This is a genomic window from Micromonospora mirobrigensis, assembly GCF_900091555.1.
Classification (GTDB): Bacteria; Actinomycetota; Actinomycetes; order Mycobacteriales; family Micromonosporaceae; genus Micromonospora; species Micromonospora mirobrigensis.
This window is the reverse complement of the sequence record NZ_FMCX01000001.1, coordinates 1,473,656-1,486,575: the sequence shown is the minus strand read 5'-3', so window position 1 is coordinate 1,486,575 and position 12,920 is coordinate 1,473,656. Positions and strand designations below refer to the sequence as shown.

General features: G+C 72.6%; 16 protein-coding genes, 1 tRNA gene and 1 riboswitch. Of the genes, 7 read left to right on the top strand and 10 right to left on the bottom strand.

Annotated elements, in window-relative coordinates:
- Positions 1–28: 28 nt before the first annotated feature.
- Positions 29–2,065, bottom strand: coding sequence for an N-acetylmuramoyl-L-alanine amidase (locus GA0070564_RS07085; RefSeq protein WP_091604117.1), 2,037 nt, complete (start codon positions 2,063–2,065; stop codon positions 29–31).
- 220 nt (positions 2,066–2,285) lie between these two features.
- A riboswitch (cyclic di-AMP (ydaO/yuaA leader) is annotated at positions 2,286–2,423 on the top strand.
- A gap of 10 nt (positions 2,424–2,433) precedes the next feature.
- Between GA0070564_RS07085 and GA0070564_RS07080 the strand changes: the two genes are divergently transcribed.
- Entirely contained in the window at positions 2,434–3,468 is a 1,035-nt protein-coding gene (locus GA0070564_RS07080; RefSeq protein WP_091604114.1) for a C40 family peptidase, read from the top strand.
- A 65-nt stretch (positions 3,469–3,533) separates the two neighbouring features.
- Here the strand turns inward: GA0070564_RS07080 and dcd are convergent, their stop codons facing one another.
- A complete protein-coding gene (dcd, locus tag GA0070564_RS07075) occupies positions 3,534–4,112 on the bottom strand; it encodes a dCTP deaminase (RefSeq protein ID WP_091604111.1) in 579 nt (192 codons plus the stop codon).
- 94 nt (positions 4,113–4,206) lie between these two features.
- Here dcd and GA0070564_RS07070 point away from each other — a divergent pair, with 94 nt between their 5' ends.
- Positions 4,207–4,758, top strand: a complete 552-nt coding sequence (locus GA0070564_RS07070) for a pyridoxamine 5'-phosphate oxidase family protein (RefSeq protein WP_091604108.1) — start codon at positions 4,207–4,209, stop codon at positions 4,756–4,758.
- Between the two features lie 144 nt (positions 4,759–4,902).
- On the opposite strand, the gene GA0070564_RS07065 is transcribed toward GA0070564_RS07070, so the two are convergent.
- Positions 4,903–5,892, bottom strand: a complete 990-nt coding sequence (locus GA0070564_RS07065) for a zinc metalloprotease (protein ID WP_091604105.1) — start codon at positions 5,890–5,892, stop codon at positions 4,903–4,905.
- 277 nt (positions 5,893–6,169) lie between these two features.
- Here GA0070564_RS07065 and GA0070564_RS07060 point away from each other — a divergent pair.
- Positions 6,170–6,243: transfer RNA gene (locus tag GA0070564_RS07060), tRNA-Gly, on the top strand.
- A 100-nt stretch (positions 6,244–6,343) separates the two neighbouring features.
- Positions 6,344–6,814 carry a VOC family protein gene (locus GA0070564_RS07055; protein WP_091604102.1) on the top strand — a complete coding sequence of 157 codons (471 nt, stop codon included), beginning with the start codon at positions 6,344–6,346 and terminating at the stop codon, positions 6,812–6,814.
- Here the strand turns inward: GA0070564_RS07055 and GA0070564_RS07050 are convergent.
- From GA0070564_RS07050 to GA0070564_RS07040, 3 genes are all read right to left on the bottom strand, one after another.
- Positions 6,804–7,454, bottom strand: coding sequence for a tyrosine-protein phosphatase (locus GA0070564_RS07050; protein ID WP_091604099.1), 651 nt, complete (start codon positions 7,452–7,454; stop codon positions 6,804–6,806). The genes GA0070564_RS07055 and GA0070564_RS07050 overlap by 11 nt on opposite strands.
- Before the next feature lie 94 nt (positions 7,455–7,548).
- Positions 7,549–7,998, bottom strand: a complete 450-nt coding sequence (locus tag GA0070564_RS07045; protein ID WP_091604096.1) for a hypothetical protein — start codon at positions 7,996–7,998, stop codon at positions 7,549–7,551.
- Positions 7,999–8,096: 98 nt separating this feature from the next.
- Complete coding sequence (locus GA0070564_RS07040; RefSeq protein ID WP_091604093.1) at positions 8,097–8,813, bottom strand: aminoglycoside phosphotransferase family protein; 717 nt, start codon at positions 8,811–8,813, stop codon at positions 8,097–8,099.
- Positions 8,814–8,853: 40 nt separating this feature from the next.
- Between GA0070564_RS07040 and GA0070564_RS07035 the strand changes: the two genes are divergently transcribed.
- Positions 8,854–9,462 carry a DinB family protein gene (locus GA0070564_RS07035; RefSeq protein WP_091604090.1) on the top strand — a complete coding sequence of 203 codons (609 nt, stop codon included), beginning with the start codon at positions 8,854–8,856 and terminating at the stop codon, positions 9,460–9,462.
- Between the two features lie 4 nt (positions 9,463–9,466).
- On the opposite strand, the gene GA0070564_RS07030 is transcribed toward GA0070564_RS07035, so the two are convergent.
- The gene (locus GA0070564_RS07030) at positions 9,467–9,754 is read right to left on the bottom strand and encodes a DUF1905 domain-containing protein (RefSeq protein ID WP_091604087.1); all 288 of its coding nucleotides are present in this window, start codon (positions 9,752–9,754) and stop codon (positions 9,467–9,469) included.
- A gap of 25 nt (positions 9,755–9,779) precedes the next feature.
- Between GA0070564_RS07030 and GA0070564_RS07025 the strand changes: the two genes are divergently transcribed.
- Positions 9,780–10,703 carry an LLM class flavin-dependent oxidoreductase gene (locus GA0070564_RS07025; RefSeq protein WP_091604084.1) on the top strand — a complete coding sequence of 308 codons (924 nt, stop codon included), beginning with the start codon at positions 9,780–9,782 and terminating at the stop codon, positions 10,701–10,703.
- Between the two features lie 3 nt (positions 10,704–10,706).
- Here GA0070564_RS07025 and GA0070564_RS07020 read toward each other — a convergent pair whose 3' ends face one another.
- Both GA0070564_RS07020 and GA0070564_RS07015 read right to left on the bottom strand, forming a co-directional pair.
- Positions 10,707–11,096, bottom strand: coding sequence for a VOC family protein (locus GA0070564_RS07020; protein ID WP_091604081.1), 390 nt, complete (start codon positions 11,094–11,096; stop codon positions 10,707–10,709).
- Entirely contained in the window at positions 11,093–11,449 is a 357-nt protein-coding gene (locus GA0070564_RS07015) for a DUF1801 domain-containing protein (RefSeq protein WP_091604078.1), read from the bottom strand. The genes GA0070564_RS07020 and GA0070564_RS07015 overlap by 4 nt, the downstream gene beginning before the upstream one ends.
- A 115-nt stretch (positions 11,450–11,564) precedes the next feature.
- On the opposite strand from GA0070564_RS07015, the gene GA0070564_RS07010 reads away from it, so the two are divergent.
- Positions 11,565–12,455 carry a LysR family transcriptional regulator gene (locus GA0070564_RS07010; RefSeq protein WP_091604075.1) on the top strand — a complete coding sequence of 297 codons (891 nt, stop codon included), beginning with the start codon at positions 11,565–11,567 and terminating at the stop codon, positions 12,453–12,455.
- Positions 12,456–12,460: 5 nt separating this feature from the next.
- Here GA0070564_RS07010 and GA0070564_RS07005 read toward each other — a convergent pair whose 3' ends face one another.
- Positions 12,461–12,892, bottom strand: coding sequence for an ASCH domain-containing protein (locus GA0070564_RS07005; protein WP_091604072.1), 432 nt, complete (start codon positions 12,890–12,892; stop codon positions 12,461–12,463).
- Positions 12,893–12,920: the final 28 nt, after the last annotated feature.

The following is a 12,920-nucleotide window of genomic DNA, read 5'->3' as shown; positions in this document are numbered from 1 at the left end:
ACACCGTCGGGGCCCTTCGTCGTCGGTGCTACCTCGGTGCGCCCACCGCGGCGGGGAGGATCAGCACGTCGTCGAGGTTGGCGAACATCACCCGGTGGCCGAACTGGAGCTGCACGTACCGGTTGTCGCCCCGGACCACCGTCCGGTCACCCGGCGCGGAGCCGTCGAACGACACGGCCCGGTAGTACTCGCCGGGCAGGATGCCACCGAGGGCGTACCGCTGGCCGGCGGGGAAGGTGTACTGGAGCGGCGAGATGGCCTGCACCGGCACGCCCGCCGGGTACGCCGACGCCTCGGGGTAGGCCCGCCCGTACACCGGGATGCTGGTCCTGCCGGGCCTCGGGGTCACCACGAAGCCGTGCGTCCACTTCGCGGTGGGCGCCGAGGCCGGGTTCTGGAACCACGCCTTCTGCCCGAGGTACCAGATCGCCGTCCAGTCGCCCGCGACGCCGGCCAGCGCGTACGTCTGACCGGCCGAGGCGCGGGCGCCGTGGTCGGAGACGTACATGGTGTCGGGCGTGCCGTCCGGGCGCAGCCCCGGGTCGTTGACCAGCGGCGCGTCGAGGCTCGGCGCCGTACGCAGGATCACCGAGGACGATCCGCGCAGCGGGCAGGGGGCGGCCGGCGGGGTCGGCGTCGGTACGCCCGGCGGTTGCTGGTTGCAGCCGTAGAACGCCGGCTGGTTCGTCGCGTAGTCCGGGTCGATGGTGACCAGGCCGGTACGCGGGGTGCCGGTCGAGCGGAACGGCACCTTCATCAGGTCGAAGTAGTGCGACCAGTCCCAGTACGGCCCCGGGTCCCAGTGCATGCCGCGCACCGTGCCGGCGGTGGTGCCGGGGACGTTGTCGTGGCCGAGGATGTGCTGCCGGTCCAGTGGGATCCGGAAGCGCAGCGCCAGGTGCCGGACCAGCTTGGCCGACGCCCGGTACATCGCCTCGGTGTACCAGGTGCCGTGCCCGGCGAAGCCCTCGTGCTCGATGCCGATGGACTTGGCGTTGACGTACCAGTTGCCGGCGTGCCAGCCGACGTCCCTGGCCTTGATGTGCTGGGCGACGTAGCCGTCCACCGAGCGCAGCGTGTAGTGCCAGCCGAGGTAGGTCTTGTCCTGCACGAGTTTCACGCTCGGGCCGAAGTAGCCCTCGGTGTCGTGGATGACGATGTACTCGATCTTCTGCTGGGCGGGTCGGTTGCCGAGGTCGTGGTTGCCGTAGTCGCCCGGGTTCGGGCCGTACTTCTCGTAGGGCGCGGGGATCCACTCGCAGGCCAGCCGGACCGGGCACTCCAGACCGTCCGGCCGCTCGGCGCGGCGCAGCCCCAGCCGGTGCAGCCCCGACTCGTCCGGCGTGACGGCGGCGGCGGTGAGGTCGACCCGCTGACCGTCGTCGGTGGTCCGGGTGGCGCCGAGGCCGATCTGGTCGTACACCTCGTCGGCGAAGGCCGCCGCGGCGTCCTCGGTGTCCGCGCCGGAGTACCGGGCCACCGCGGCGTACCAGGCCGCCGGGTCGCCGCCGGCGCCGACCGGCCCGCCCAGCTCCTTCTGGTACGACGCGAGCACCGCCGCGCCGCCGCGGATGTTCGCGCCCGCGTCGGTGCGCAGCGCCTCCACCGGGAGCCCGGTGAGCGCGGCGGCGGCGTCGACGGTCTGCAGCGACGCCCGGGGCAGCAGGTCGCCGGAGGGGGCGGCGGCGACGGCCGGGTCCAGGGTGAGCGGGCGGGAGTCGTCGCCGCGCGGGTCCTCGTCGGCGTCCACGTGGGCGCTGGACGGGGTCGCGGCGACCTGGTCGGCGTCGGTGAGGTGCATCGGGCCGTAGCCGCCGCTGGTGCTCGGCCGACCGGCGTGGGTGTCCCAGCGGGACTCCAGGTAGGAGACGCCCAGCAGGACGGTCTCGGGGACGCCGTACTCGGCGGCTGCCGCGGCGTACTGCTGCTGCCGGTCGCCGGGGTCGGCGGCCGCGTCGGTGCGGGGTGCGGCGGTGGTGGGACCGCCGGCCACGAGGACGCTGGCCGTGGCGGCCGCGGCCGCCAGCAGCAGCCGTCTCCGTGCCTGGCCGGTTGAGAGGTGCATCGAACCTCCTGATCGCCGATGGGTGCCTGCCTCCTCACCCTCGCCGGTGCATGGGTTCCGGTCAATAGCTTGCAGCCAAGTGGGGGCATGCGAAGGAAAGCTTCGCGAGTGGAGGGCCGGGTTGCCGGATGTGGCGGCGGGGCGGGTTGCGCACGGACAACGACGATCCCTAATCTGATGAGTCGTCGACCGGTGCGCATCGCCCAACCCGGGCGGTGGCGGTCCGACACCGCCGAGTCGCCCGCGGGCGAACCGGGGACCCAGGTACGCCGGGGTGAATCCGCAGCCACTGCGGTAGGGCGATCCCTTCCCGCCCGAACCCGTCAGCTAACCCGGTAGGCGGTCGACGTGAAGGAGTACGCAGCCCGGTGGCACACCATGCCCCGCGGCCGCTGTCGACCCGGCCGGTCCCCGGCCGTCCGGCGGCTGCGCCGCGCCCACGCTGGTCCCGCTTCACCACCGCACTCGCCGCCCTGGCCGGCGTCGCCGTCGTCCTGACCGGTGGCGCCACGGCGGCCCACGCCGAGCCGTCGGTCACCGAGATCGAGCAGCAGATCGACCGGGACTGGAACCGGCTCGAACCGATCATCGAACAGCACAACGCCACCCGGGCGGACCTGGCCGCCAAGCGCCGCCAGGTCGACGCCCTCGCCCGGCGGATCGAACCCCTCCAGCTCCAGGTCGACCTGGCGATGAACCAGGTCAGTGGCCTCGCCGCCGAGGCGTACAAGGGCGACAACCTCTCCGCGGTCAACGCGCTGCTGGCCAGCCGTACCCCGAGCGAGATGGTCGACGGCCTGGAGCTGCTCGACCGCTTCGCCGACCGGCAGGAGCGCCAGGTACGCACGGTCGCCCAGCTCCGCGACGAACTGGCCGCCCAGAAGCGGCCGCTGGACCGGATGGTCGCCCAGCTCACCCGCACCGAGGCGCAGCTCGCCGCGAAGAAGCGGCAGATCAACGCCGAGATCGACCGGCTGCAGAAGCTGCGGCTCACCGTGTACGGCAGCGGCGGTGGCGGGCCGCTGCGCCCCGCCCCCTGTCCGGCGACCTGGCCCGGTGGCGACGCCGGAGCCGTGGTCAAGTTCGCCTGCGCCCAGATCGGCAAGCCGTACGTCTGGGGGACCGAGGGCCCGAACACGTTCGACTGCTCCGGCCTGGTGCTCGCCGCCTGGGCGCAGGCCGGGGTGAGCCTGCCCCACAACGCCCGGCAGCAGCGGCAGGTCACCGCCAGGGTCAGCCGGGCCGACCTGCGCCCCGGTGACCTGGTCTTCTACTACTCCGACCTGCACCACGTCGGCATGTACGTCGGCAACGGCTGGGTCGTGCACGCCTCCCAGGCCGGCGTCCCGATCAAGATGAAGCGCGTCGACGACGGGCCGGTCAACAGCTACGGCCGGGTGTAAGGAGGGGCCCCTTCTTAACGCCTCCGGTATAGGAAGGGGCCCCTGTTAACACCCATGCGACCGGATCAGCGGGTCGGCCAGGTGCGCCACTGCTGCCAGGAGCGGCTCGGCGTCGGGCCGCGCTGCCCCTGGTAGCGGGAGCCGTAGACCGCCGAGCCGTACGGGTGCTCGGCCGGCGACGAGAGCCGGAAGATGCAGAGCTGACCGATCTTCATCCCCGGCCAGAGCGTGATCGGCAGGTTCGCCACGTTGGACAGTTCCAACGTGACGTGGCCGGAGAAGCCCGGGTCGATGAAGCCGGCGGTCGAGTGGGTGAGCAGGCCGAGCCGGCCCAGGCTCGACTTGCCCTCCAGCCGGGCGGCCAGCTGGTCGCCGAGGGTGACCACCTCCAGCGTGGAGGCGAGCACGAACTCGCCCGGGTGCAGCACGAACGGCTCGCCGTCGGGCACCTCCACCGCCGAGGTCAGGTCGTCCTGCTGCACCGACGGGTCGATGTGGGTGTAGAGGTGGTTGTTGAAGACCCGGAAGAGCCGGTCCAGGCGTACGTCGATGCTGGACGGCTGCACCAGCGTGGGCTCGAACGGCTCCAACGCGAGCGTGCCCGCCTTGATCTCGGACACCAGGTCGCGGTCGGAGAGCAGCATCGCACCACCATAGCGATGCGACACCGGCGCGATCGGGGTGGGTGACCTGCGTGTCGGACTGCGGATTAGAACGCCTGTTCGATAGACTGTCGGCATGGCTTCCTGGTCTGCTTTCGCCGCCGACGAGCCCCGACTCGCCGACGGGATCCGCCTTCTCCTCCAGCAGTACGGTCCCGGCTTCGGCTACCTGGCCACCGTCCGCGCCGACGGCGGCCCCCGGGTCCATCCGGTCTCCCCGGTGATCACCGACGAGGGGCTGTTCTGCTTCGTCATCGACTCGCCCAAGCGCCGCGACCTCGAACGCGACGGCCGCTACGCGCTGCACTCGTTCCCGGCGGAGTGCAGCGACGACGAGGCGTACGTTGCCGGCCACGCCCGGCCGGTCACCGATCCGGCCCGGCTCACCCGGGTGGCCCGGGCCGGGCGGGCCGCGCCCCAGGTCGACTGGCGGCTCTTCGAGTTCACCGTCGACGTCGCGATGCTGACCCGACGGGCCCAGGGCGGGTCCGCGCTCGGGGCTCCGCTCCGCCCGACGGTGCAGCTCTGGCTCGATCCGGGCGTCGACACCGGGGCACACCGCCGGGTGCCCGGCACGGGAGCCCTCCGCGGCCGGCACGGCTTCGACACCCGCCGGCCGGCCGCCTGACCGCTGCTCCTCCGACCACCCGGCGACGCGCTCGGCAAGGCGTGCCGCCGGGGTCGCGCGAAGCGAGACGAGCCGCTCGCTTCGCGTACGCGAAAAGGTGCCGGCCCCCAGCGGGAGCCGGCACCTTTTCGGTGCTGCGTCCGGTCAGGCCGCGCGGTAGGCGTTCCACGCGGTGATCATGCGGGACGCCTGGCCCGGGGTGAACTGGTACATGCAGCTGTCGTAGGTGTAGTCCATGAAGTTGGTGATCGGGTCCAGACCGGCGGTCGAGCAGGTGTCCCGCCCGGTCGGGCACTGGTAGGCCGGCGACGCCTCGGCGGGGGTGTCGCTGACGCTGTCACCGGAGCCGCCGCAACCACCCTGGAAGGTGTGGTAGAGGTTCAGCCAGTGGCCGATCTCGTGGGTGCCGGTGTCACCCTGGTTGTAGTTGGTCGCGGAGCCGCCCGGCAGCGACTCGTTCAGCACGACCACGCCGTCCATGCTGGTCAGCTTGCGCTGCGGGAAGGTGGCCCAGCCGAGCAGGCTGTCGCTCAGCTCGCCCAGGTACATGTTCAGGGTGTTCTTGCCGCCCTCGCGCAGCGTGCTCTTCATGTTCCGCTCGGCGGTCGAGCCCTGGACAATCGGGTACCACGACGGGTTGGTGACCCGGTTGATCTTCTGCAGCTGGAAGCTGAACGCGGTGGCCGCGCCGCCGGTGGCGCCGCTGTAGGCCTGGTTCAGCACGTTGATCTGCGAGGTGATCAGGGAGTCCGGGATGTTGCCGCCGGCCCGGGTGCTGTCCCGCTGGATCACGTGCACCACGACCGGGATCGTGACGGAGGCGAGCGGGGTGACGGCGCCCGGGCCGGTGCGGAAGTTGGCGCGGTCGCGCAGGGCGGCGGCCAGGTCGGCCTCGCGGTCGCGGACCTGGGCGGCGCTCAGGCTGTTGGGGTCGTGCTTGGCCACGCCACCCTTCTTGACCCGCGCGTCCGAGTGCGTGTCGGCGGGCTCGGCACAGGTGGCCTTGCTCGGGGCGGCCGAGAAGGCCGAAGCAGCGGGGACGACGCCCACCGCGGCGGTGCTGAGCAGCAGCGCGAGGGTCGTCGTCGCGACACCGGCGGTACGCCGGGTCAGCAGATTGGGACGGAGTCCCATGGGCCCACCTCTTTCTCGCGGCGCGACAGGGGGTGTGTCACGCCGTGCCGGGAACATGTGGCAGACGTTACATCCGATCGATCGATTTGAGAACGCCCATATGTTGCCGGGAGGAAACTTCTCGTCCACCGAACGGAGACGACGAGGCCGTCACGCCCGTCGATCCGTGCTGAACGGGGATGGCGCAACTTTCGGCATCTGGCGGGGCCGGGGCCGGCGGGTCGGTGGGGTGCCTGGGTGCGCGGGGTCGGTGACCTCAGGTACAGTGATGCCGCCTGCGGGTGTAGTTCAATGGCAGAACATCAGCTTCCCAAGCTGACAGTGCGGGTTCGATTCCCGTCACCCGCTCCAACGTGAGGCCCCGGCCCGGGAGAAGTTCCCTGGCCGGGGCCTCGTTCGTCGCTGCCGCCGGCTTGAGTCTTCCCTTACGTCAGCCTCTACGGTCGGCGGCATGGACGACATCACACCCGAGGTCACGCGCGAGATCTACGGCATGCCCGCGTTCGTCACGCTGACGGTCGCAGATCTTGACCGCACCGTCGACTGGTACGTCAACGGGCTGGACTTCATCCCGCTCTTCACGATGCCCGGTCCCGACGGTGTGCCGGCGCTGGTCCACCTTCGCCGCTGGCGGTACCAGGACATCCTGGTGCGCAAGGGAGAGCCACCGGTCGGCGGCGAATGGACCACGAGCTTCATGGCCACCGCCGAGCAGTTGGATGCGATCGCCGATCGCGCCCGGAAGCATGGCGGTGGCGTCGTGGCGGGACCGTCCGACACGCCGTGGAACACCCGCGACCTGCGACTGACCGACCCGGACGGATACACGGTCGTCTACACCGCCCGCCGTCCGGCCGGGGAACGTGACGAACGCTTCAACGCGATGATGGAGCGCGAGGCCCGCCGGCAGCTCAGCGACTGAGCGCGGATGGACTACCGCCCGCGGCCTCGGTGAGCCGGGCGCGGATCCCGGCCAGCTGGCCGGGCGCCAGGCCGCACCCGACGAGGTACTCGTCGACCCCGCCGTACCGCGCCTGGAGATGGGCGAACGTGTTGACCATCATCTCCGGGGGCGAGTTCTCGGTGAGCGCGTAGTCGGCCGCGATCGACTCCACCGCCACGCCCGCCACGTGCAGCGCGAGGGCCGCTACCAGCCCGGTGCGGTCCCGGCCGGCGTGGCAGTGCAGGACCACGCCGCCGGGGGGAGCCTCCGCGACGGCGGTGAGCGCGGCGGCCAGCCGGCCCCGGCTGGTGTCGGCCATCAGCCGGTAGCTGTCCGGCGGGATCTCCTCGTCGCCGGTCGGGTCGAAGCAGGCCGGGATCAGCCGGTACCGCTCGTCGCCGGCCAGTGGGCTCGGGTACTTCGCCGCCTCCCACCCCCACCGCAGGTCGATGACGCGGGTGACGCCGTAGGAGCGGATCGCGTCGATGCCGGCCGGGACGAGCCGGCCGTGGTTGTCGGTGCGGATCAGGGCGCGCTCACGAATCCGCCCACCGTCGACGGTCGGGAGCCCGCCGAGGTCGCGGGCGTTGCGCAGGTCGGGCCAGCGGAGCCGAGGCATCGGCCGAGGCTATCCCGGGACGACCCGGTGGCGCGTCCCCGAGCGGGCCGGCGCTGCCCTGCGGGCCCGCAGGGTCACCCGGCCCGGCTCGTCGTCACCGTGCCTCCCGTACGCCGGCGACGTCCCGCCGATCCGGGCGGCGGCGGAAGAGGGACGCCCGCACGTCGGCCCGGAGGAGGTTGATCACGACCCAGGCCCCGAACCCGGCGAGGATCAGCACCGGTACGCCGAGGAAGTACCCGAAGTTGACGGCCGCGTAGAGCAGGAACGCCACGGCGAGCTCCCCGAGCAGCGCCAGCACCCAACCGGCGGGCCCGCCCCGCCGGACGGCCCACGCCGCCATCGCCAGCACGGCCGGCGCCACCATGGCCGCGAGCAGGAGGACGAGGAAGTCGTCGCCGGTCGTCCCGGCCAGGGCTCCGCGGGCGTGCAGCACCCGCAGGAGCAGCAGCAGGCCGAGAAGACCGACCAGCAGCAACCAGGTCTGCGTCAGCAGGAACACGCGGGTCTGCTCGACGATCGGGGGCAGCGTGGGTCGGGTCACGACAGGCGACTCTAGTGCGGTCGGGGCCGCCGGACCGCCCCGCTCCCGGTCGGATCGAACGGGCCGCCGAGACGACCGGGCGGCGCCTCCTTCGCGGCTCAACCCAGGGCGGCGAGGAACACGTCCTCGTGCCGCTGGAACAGCTCCCGGTCACCGGTCGCCCACTGGACCGCCCACTCGGCGTGCCGTCGCCGCTCGGCGCCGTGCCGAGGGTCGGCGGCGTTCGCCGCCTCCACCTCCGCCAGCTCCGTCTGCCGGCGCAGGATCGCCCGGATCAGCGTGTCGGCGCCGACGTCGCCGTACCCGTCGCGCAGCTCCCGCAGGTGGCGGGCCTGGTCGTCGATCGGCACGTTGCCCTGCGACTGGACGCACCAGGTCCACGCCAGGTAGCCGAGGTCGTCGAGCCGGTCACCCGGCCGGCACGAGTCCCAGTCGATGAAGGCGACCGGCAGCCCGGCCCGGAAGATGGTGTTGAACGGCCCCGGGTCACCGTGCAGCACGCAATCCCGGCCTGCGGCGAGGGCATGGCCCGCGGTGGCGTCGTGCAGGTCGCGCAGCATCCGCCCACCGAGGGCGTACGCCCCGACGGCCCGTTGGCCCGGGTGGTCGGTGGTCACGCCCGGGATGTACGTCAGCATGTCCCGGCCCTGCTCGTCGACGCCCAGGTGGCGCGGAGCGTACGGGTAGCCGACCGCTTCCAGGTGCCGCAGGACCCGTACGGCGAATGTGTTGCCGTCGCCCCGGCGGTGCACCGTCCCGCCGATCCGGACGACCTCGTGGGCGTTGTGTCCACCCGACAGCGGCTCCTCGGTCACCCGGGCAGGATATGTCGGACCCATCGGCCATCATGACCCCATGCCCGCCGAGTACGCGCAGACCGACCAGTTCCGTGCCGCGACCTTCCGGGTCGCCGACCTGTCCGGCGCGACCTTCCGCGACTGTGACCTGACCGGGGTCCGGATCGTCAGCTCGGGGGTTACCGACCTGCGGGTGTCAGGTTTCAACGGCGCCGCCGGCCGGGTGGTGGTGGACGACGTCGACGTCTCGGCGTACGTCTCGGCGGAGCTGGACCGGCGGCACCCCGAGCGGGTGGCGCTGCGGGCGGTCCGGACGGCCGACGACCACCGCACGATGTGGGACGCGGTGGAGCGGCTCTGGGCGGGGACGGTGGCCCGGGCGGAGGCGCTGCCCGAGCCGGCACGCCGCCAGCGGCTCGACGGGGAGTGGTCCTTCGTGGAGACGCTGCGGCACCTGGTCTTCGCCGCCGACACCTGGGTGGGCCGGATGATCCTGGGAGAGGCGGTGCCGCACCACCGGTTCGCCCTGCCGCCCACCGACCATCCGAGCGACCGCGCCCCGGAACTCGGCGTCGACCTCACCTCGGAGCCGTCGTACGCGGAGGTGCTGGCGCTGCACGCGGACCGGCTGGCCCGCACGCGCCGGCTGGCCGCGGAGCTGACGTGACCGGTCAGACGTCGACCGTCAGGCGGACGGCGATGGTGTCACCGACGTCCAGCCCCTCGGCGCGGCGCACGTCCGCCCGCAGCGGCACCAGATAGCGCCCGTCCTTGGGGAACAGTGCCGTCGGCCAGCTCGACCCGCCGGTCGCGACGGTCACCGGGATCATGCCCCAGCCGTAGCTGACCTGGGCCGACACCTCCGACAGTCGCTCGCAGGCGTCCGGCGGGACGGTCACGAAGTGGTGCGGCGAGGGCCCTCGCCAGAACCAGATCTCGCCGCTGAACTCCAACTCCATCGGCCCAGGATAGGAGCGCGGTGGGATGCCGGGCGGGGTGCCGGGCGGTGGTCGTACCCTGGCGATCATGCGGATTGGCATCGTGATCCTCCCCGACCAGCGCTGGTCGCGGTCGCGGCTGCGCTGGCGGCAGGCCGACGAGTGGGGTTTCGACCACGCCTGGACCTACGACCACCTGGGCTGGCGGGACCTGGTCGACGGGCCGTGGTTCGACTCGATGGCGACGCTGACCGCCGCCGCGACGGTCACCTCGCGGATCCGGCTGGGCACCCTGGTCGCGTCGCCGAACTTCCGCCACCCGGCGGCGTTCGCCCGGCAGGTCACCGCCCTCGACGACGTCTCCGACGGGCGGGTGCTGCTCGGGCTGGGCGCGGGCGGCATCGGCTTCGACTCGGCGGTGCTCGGCGGCGAGACGCTGCCGCCGCGGCAGCGGGTGGACCGGTTCGCCGAGTTCACCGAGCTGCTCGACCTGATCCTGCGCGACGACGGGACGACCTGGCGGGGCAGCTGGTTCACCGCCGTGGACGCCCGCAACAACCCGGGTTGCGTGCAGCAGCCGCGGGTGCCGTTCGTGCTCGCCGCGAACGGCCCCCGGTCGATGCGGCTGGTCGCCCGGTTCGGTCAGGCGTGGGTCACCACCGGCACCGGTGAGGAGGACCTGGAGGCGTGGTGGGAGGGGGTGGCCACGCTCTGCGCCCGGATGGACCGGACGCTCGCCGAGGCGGGCCGGAACCCGGCCACCCTGGACCGTCACCTGTCGCTGGACGCGGCGCCGGTCTTCTCGCTGCGCAGCGCCGACTTCTTCGCCGAGCAGGTCGCCCGGGCCGCGGCCCTCGGCTTCACCGACGTGATCACCCACTGGCCCCGGGAGAGCAGCTGGTACGCCGGTGACGAGGCGGTCCTGGTGGACGTGGCCACCCGGCTCCTGCCGGAGCTGCGTCGCGGCTGACCCTCAGGCGTCCTGCGGATACCAGCGGAGCTCGACGGTGTTGCCGTCCGGGTCCCGTACGTAGACGGAGGTGGCGGTGCCCCGCGCGCCGAAGCGCGGCACCGGTCCCTCCAGCACCTCGAAGACGCCCGAGGCGATCACCTCCGCCCAGTCCACCGGCCGCACCACCAGGCAGAGATGGTCCACGTTGGATCCGCTGCGGTCGCCGGCGACCAGGTCGATGATGGTCTCCGCGGTGACCCGCACCGACGGGAAGGGGACCTCACCGGCCCGCCAACGGTCGACCCGTACCGGCTCCAGGCCGAGGGTGCCGCAGTAGAAGGCGAGGGCGCGTTCCACGTCGGCGACGGTGAGCACCAGGTGGTCGAAGCCGGTCACCCGTACGCCGCTCATCGGGCCTCCAGGGCGTACGCCTGCCGCAGCCAGCCGGTGAAGAGGGCCGGGTCGATCTCATCGACGGTGCGCAGCTTCACCGAGGCCATCTGCCGGGCGCCGGGTACGAGCCGTCCGGAACCGTCGGTGATCTCCTGCCCGCGCCACAGCCCGAAGGTGACGTATGCCGGGTAGGCCTTGACCAGGCAGACCGGGGTGGCGCCTGGGCGGTCGCCCAGTCCCCAGACGGGATGGCCGTGCCACATCGCGCCGGTCGCCTCTGGCAGGGCGGCGTCGATGATGTCGCGCAGCTTCCCGGCGACCTCGCGTCGGGGGACGTCCAGGTCGGTCAGGTGGTCGGTCAGGGTGGTCATGGGAACTCCCGTCGCCGGAGGATCGGACACGTTCCACGATCGTCGCGACGACGATCGGGACCAAGCCCCGATCGGACTACGATCGGTGAGCCAGATTCAACGATGGGGGCCGGGCTTGCTGGAGCGGCACGAGGTCGAGACGTTCCTGGCCCTGGCCGAGGAGCTGCACTTCGGCCGGACCGCCGAGCGGTTGCGGGTCACCACCGGCCGGATCAGCCACGTGGTGAAGAAGCTGGAACGCCGAATCGGGGCGCCGCTCTTCGAGCGCACCAGCCGGATGGTCCGGCTGACCCCGATCGGCGCCCGGCTCGCCGACGACCTGCGGCCGCTGGTGGCCGGGATGGAGGACGCCGTCCGGCGCGCGGTGGAATCCGGGCGGGGCGTCACCGGCGAGCTGCGGGTGGCGTTCCTCGGGGAGTGGACCGCTCCGGTGCTGATGCGGGCGGTGAGCCTCTTCACCGAGCGGCACCCGGAGTGCGCGGTGCACGTGCACGAGGCGCAGTTGGCGAACACCCGGTCCGGCCTGCTGGACGGGTCGATCGACGTGCTGCTCGCGTCGTACCCGTTCGACGGCATGGCGTGCGGCCCGGCGCTGCTGGCGGAGGCCCGGGTCCTCGCGGTGGCCGCGGGTCATCCGCTGGCCGGCGAGGCGTCGGTCCCGCTGGAGGTGCTGGCCGACCACCCGGTGATCCAGTACCCGGCGGTCACCTCGGCCGGCTTCAAGCGGGACCGGACCCCCGAGCGGACGCCGTCCGGGCGACCGGTGCCGAAGGGGCCGGCCGGCGGCACCTTCTCGGAGATGCTGTCGCTGGTGGCGCTGGGGAAGGGCGTGCTGCCGGTGGGCGAGCACACCCGCCGGTACTACCCGCGGCCCGACGTGGCCTACGTGCCGATCCGCGACGCGCCGCCGATCCTGCGCGGCCCGGTGTGGCGGGAGACCAACACCACCAATCGGGTACGCGAGTTCGTCCGCGCCGCCGTCGACGCGAACCCGCCGCCGGCCTGACCCGCTCAGGTGCTCAGGTCGCCGGTGCTGATCCCACCGTCCCCGGCGGACTCCAGCCGGAACCGGATGCAGACCACGTCGGTGTCGTCGGTGACCGGGGTGCCCTCGCGCTGCCAGTAGGCGGCGTGCCCGGCCCGCCACTCGTCGAGCGAGCGGTCACCCTCCCCTTCGGAGCGGGCGAAGTCCCAGCTGACGTCGGCGAAGCGGACCACCTCGACGCCGGTCACCTCGACCACCCCGACGAACCGGTCGTCGTCGTCCACCAGGACCAGTCGTTCGCCGACGTGCTCGAGCTTCTCCTGCTCCTGCGCGTACTCGGTGAGCAGGCCGGCGGTGGCGGTCTTCACCCCGGCGAGCACCAGGCCGTTGAGCCGGGCGCGGAGGTCACCGGGGGTGCCGAGGGCGAGGGTGCGCAGTCCACCGATCCGAGGCCACATCCTGCGGACTGTACCCATCCGCCCCCGA

Excerpts from the sequence above, each read along its gene's own strand:
- GA0070564_RS07085 (WP_091604117.1), bottom strand. The coding sequence starts at position 2,065 with ATGCACCTCTCAACCGGCCAGGCACGGAGACGGCTGCTGCTGGCGGCC.
- GA0070564_RS07015 (WP_091604078.1), bottom strand. The coding sequence starts at position 11,449 with ATGACCACCCTGACCGACCACCTGACCGACCTGGACGTCCCCCGACGC.
- GA0070564_RS07025 (WP_091604084.1), top strand. The coding sequence starts at position 9,780 with ATGCCGGGCGGGGTGCCGGGCGGTGGTCGTACCCTGGCGATCATGCGG.
- GA0070564_RS07030 (WP_091604087.1), bottom strand. The coding sequence starts at position 9,754 with ATGGAGTTGGAGTTCAGCGGCGAGATCTGGTTCTGGCGAGGGCCCTCG.
- dcd (WP_091604111.1), bottom strand. The coding sequence starts at position 4,112 with ATGCTGCTCTCCGACCGCGACCTGGTGTCCGAGATCAAGGCGGGCACG.
- GA0070564_RS07050 (WP_091604099.1), bottom strand. The coding sequence starts at position 7,454 with ATGCCTCGGCTCCGCTGGCCCGACCTGCGCAACGCCCGCGACCTCGGC.
- GA0070564_RS07035 (WP_091604090.1), top strand. The coding sequence starts at position 8,854 with ATGCCCGCCGAGTACGCGCAGACCGACCAGTTCCGTGCCGCGACCTTC.
- GA0070564_RS07070 (WP_091604108.1), top strand. The coding sequence starts at position 4,207 with ATGGCTTCCTGGTCTGCTTTCGCCGCCGACGAGCCCCGACTCGCCGAC.
- GA0070564_RS07055 (WP_091604102.1), top strand. The coding sequence starts at position 6,344 with ATGGACGACATCACACCCGAGGTCACGCGCGAGATCTACGGCATGCCC.
- GA0070564_RS07020 (WP_091604081.1), bottom strand. The coding sequence starts at position 11,096 with ATGAGCGGCGTACGGGTGACCGGCTTCGACCACCTGGTGCTCACCGTC.
- GA0070564_RS07065 (WP_091604105.1), bottom strand. The coding sequence starts at position 5,892 with ATGGGACTCCGTCCCAATCTGCTGACCCGGCGTACCGCCGGTGTCGCG.
- GA0070564_RS07005 (WP_091604072.1), bottom strand. The coding sequence starts at position 12,892 with ATGTGGCCTCGGATCGGTGGACTGCGCACCCTCGCCCTCGGCACCCCC.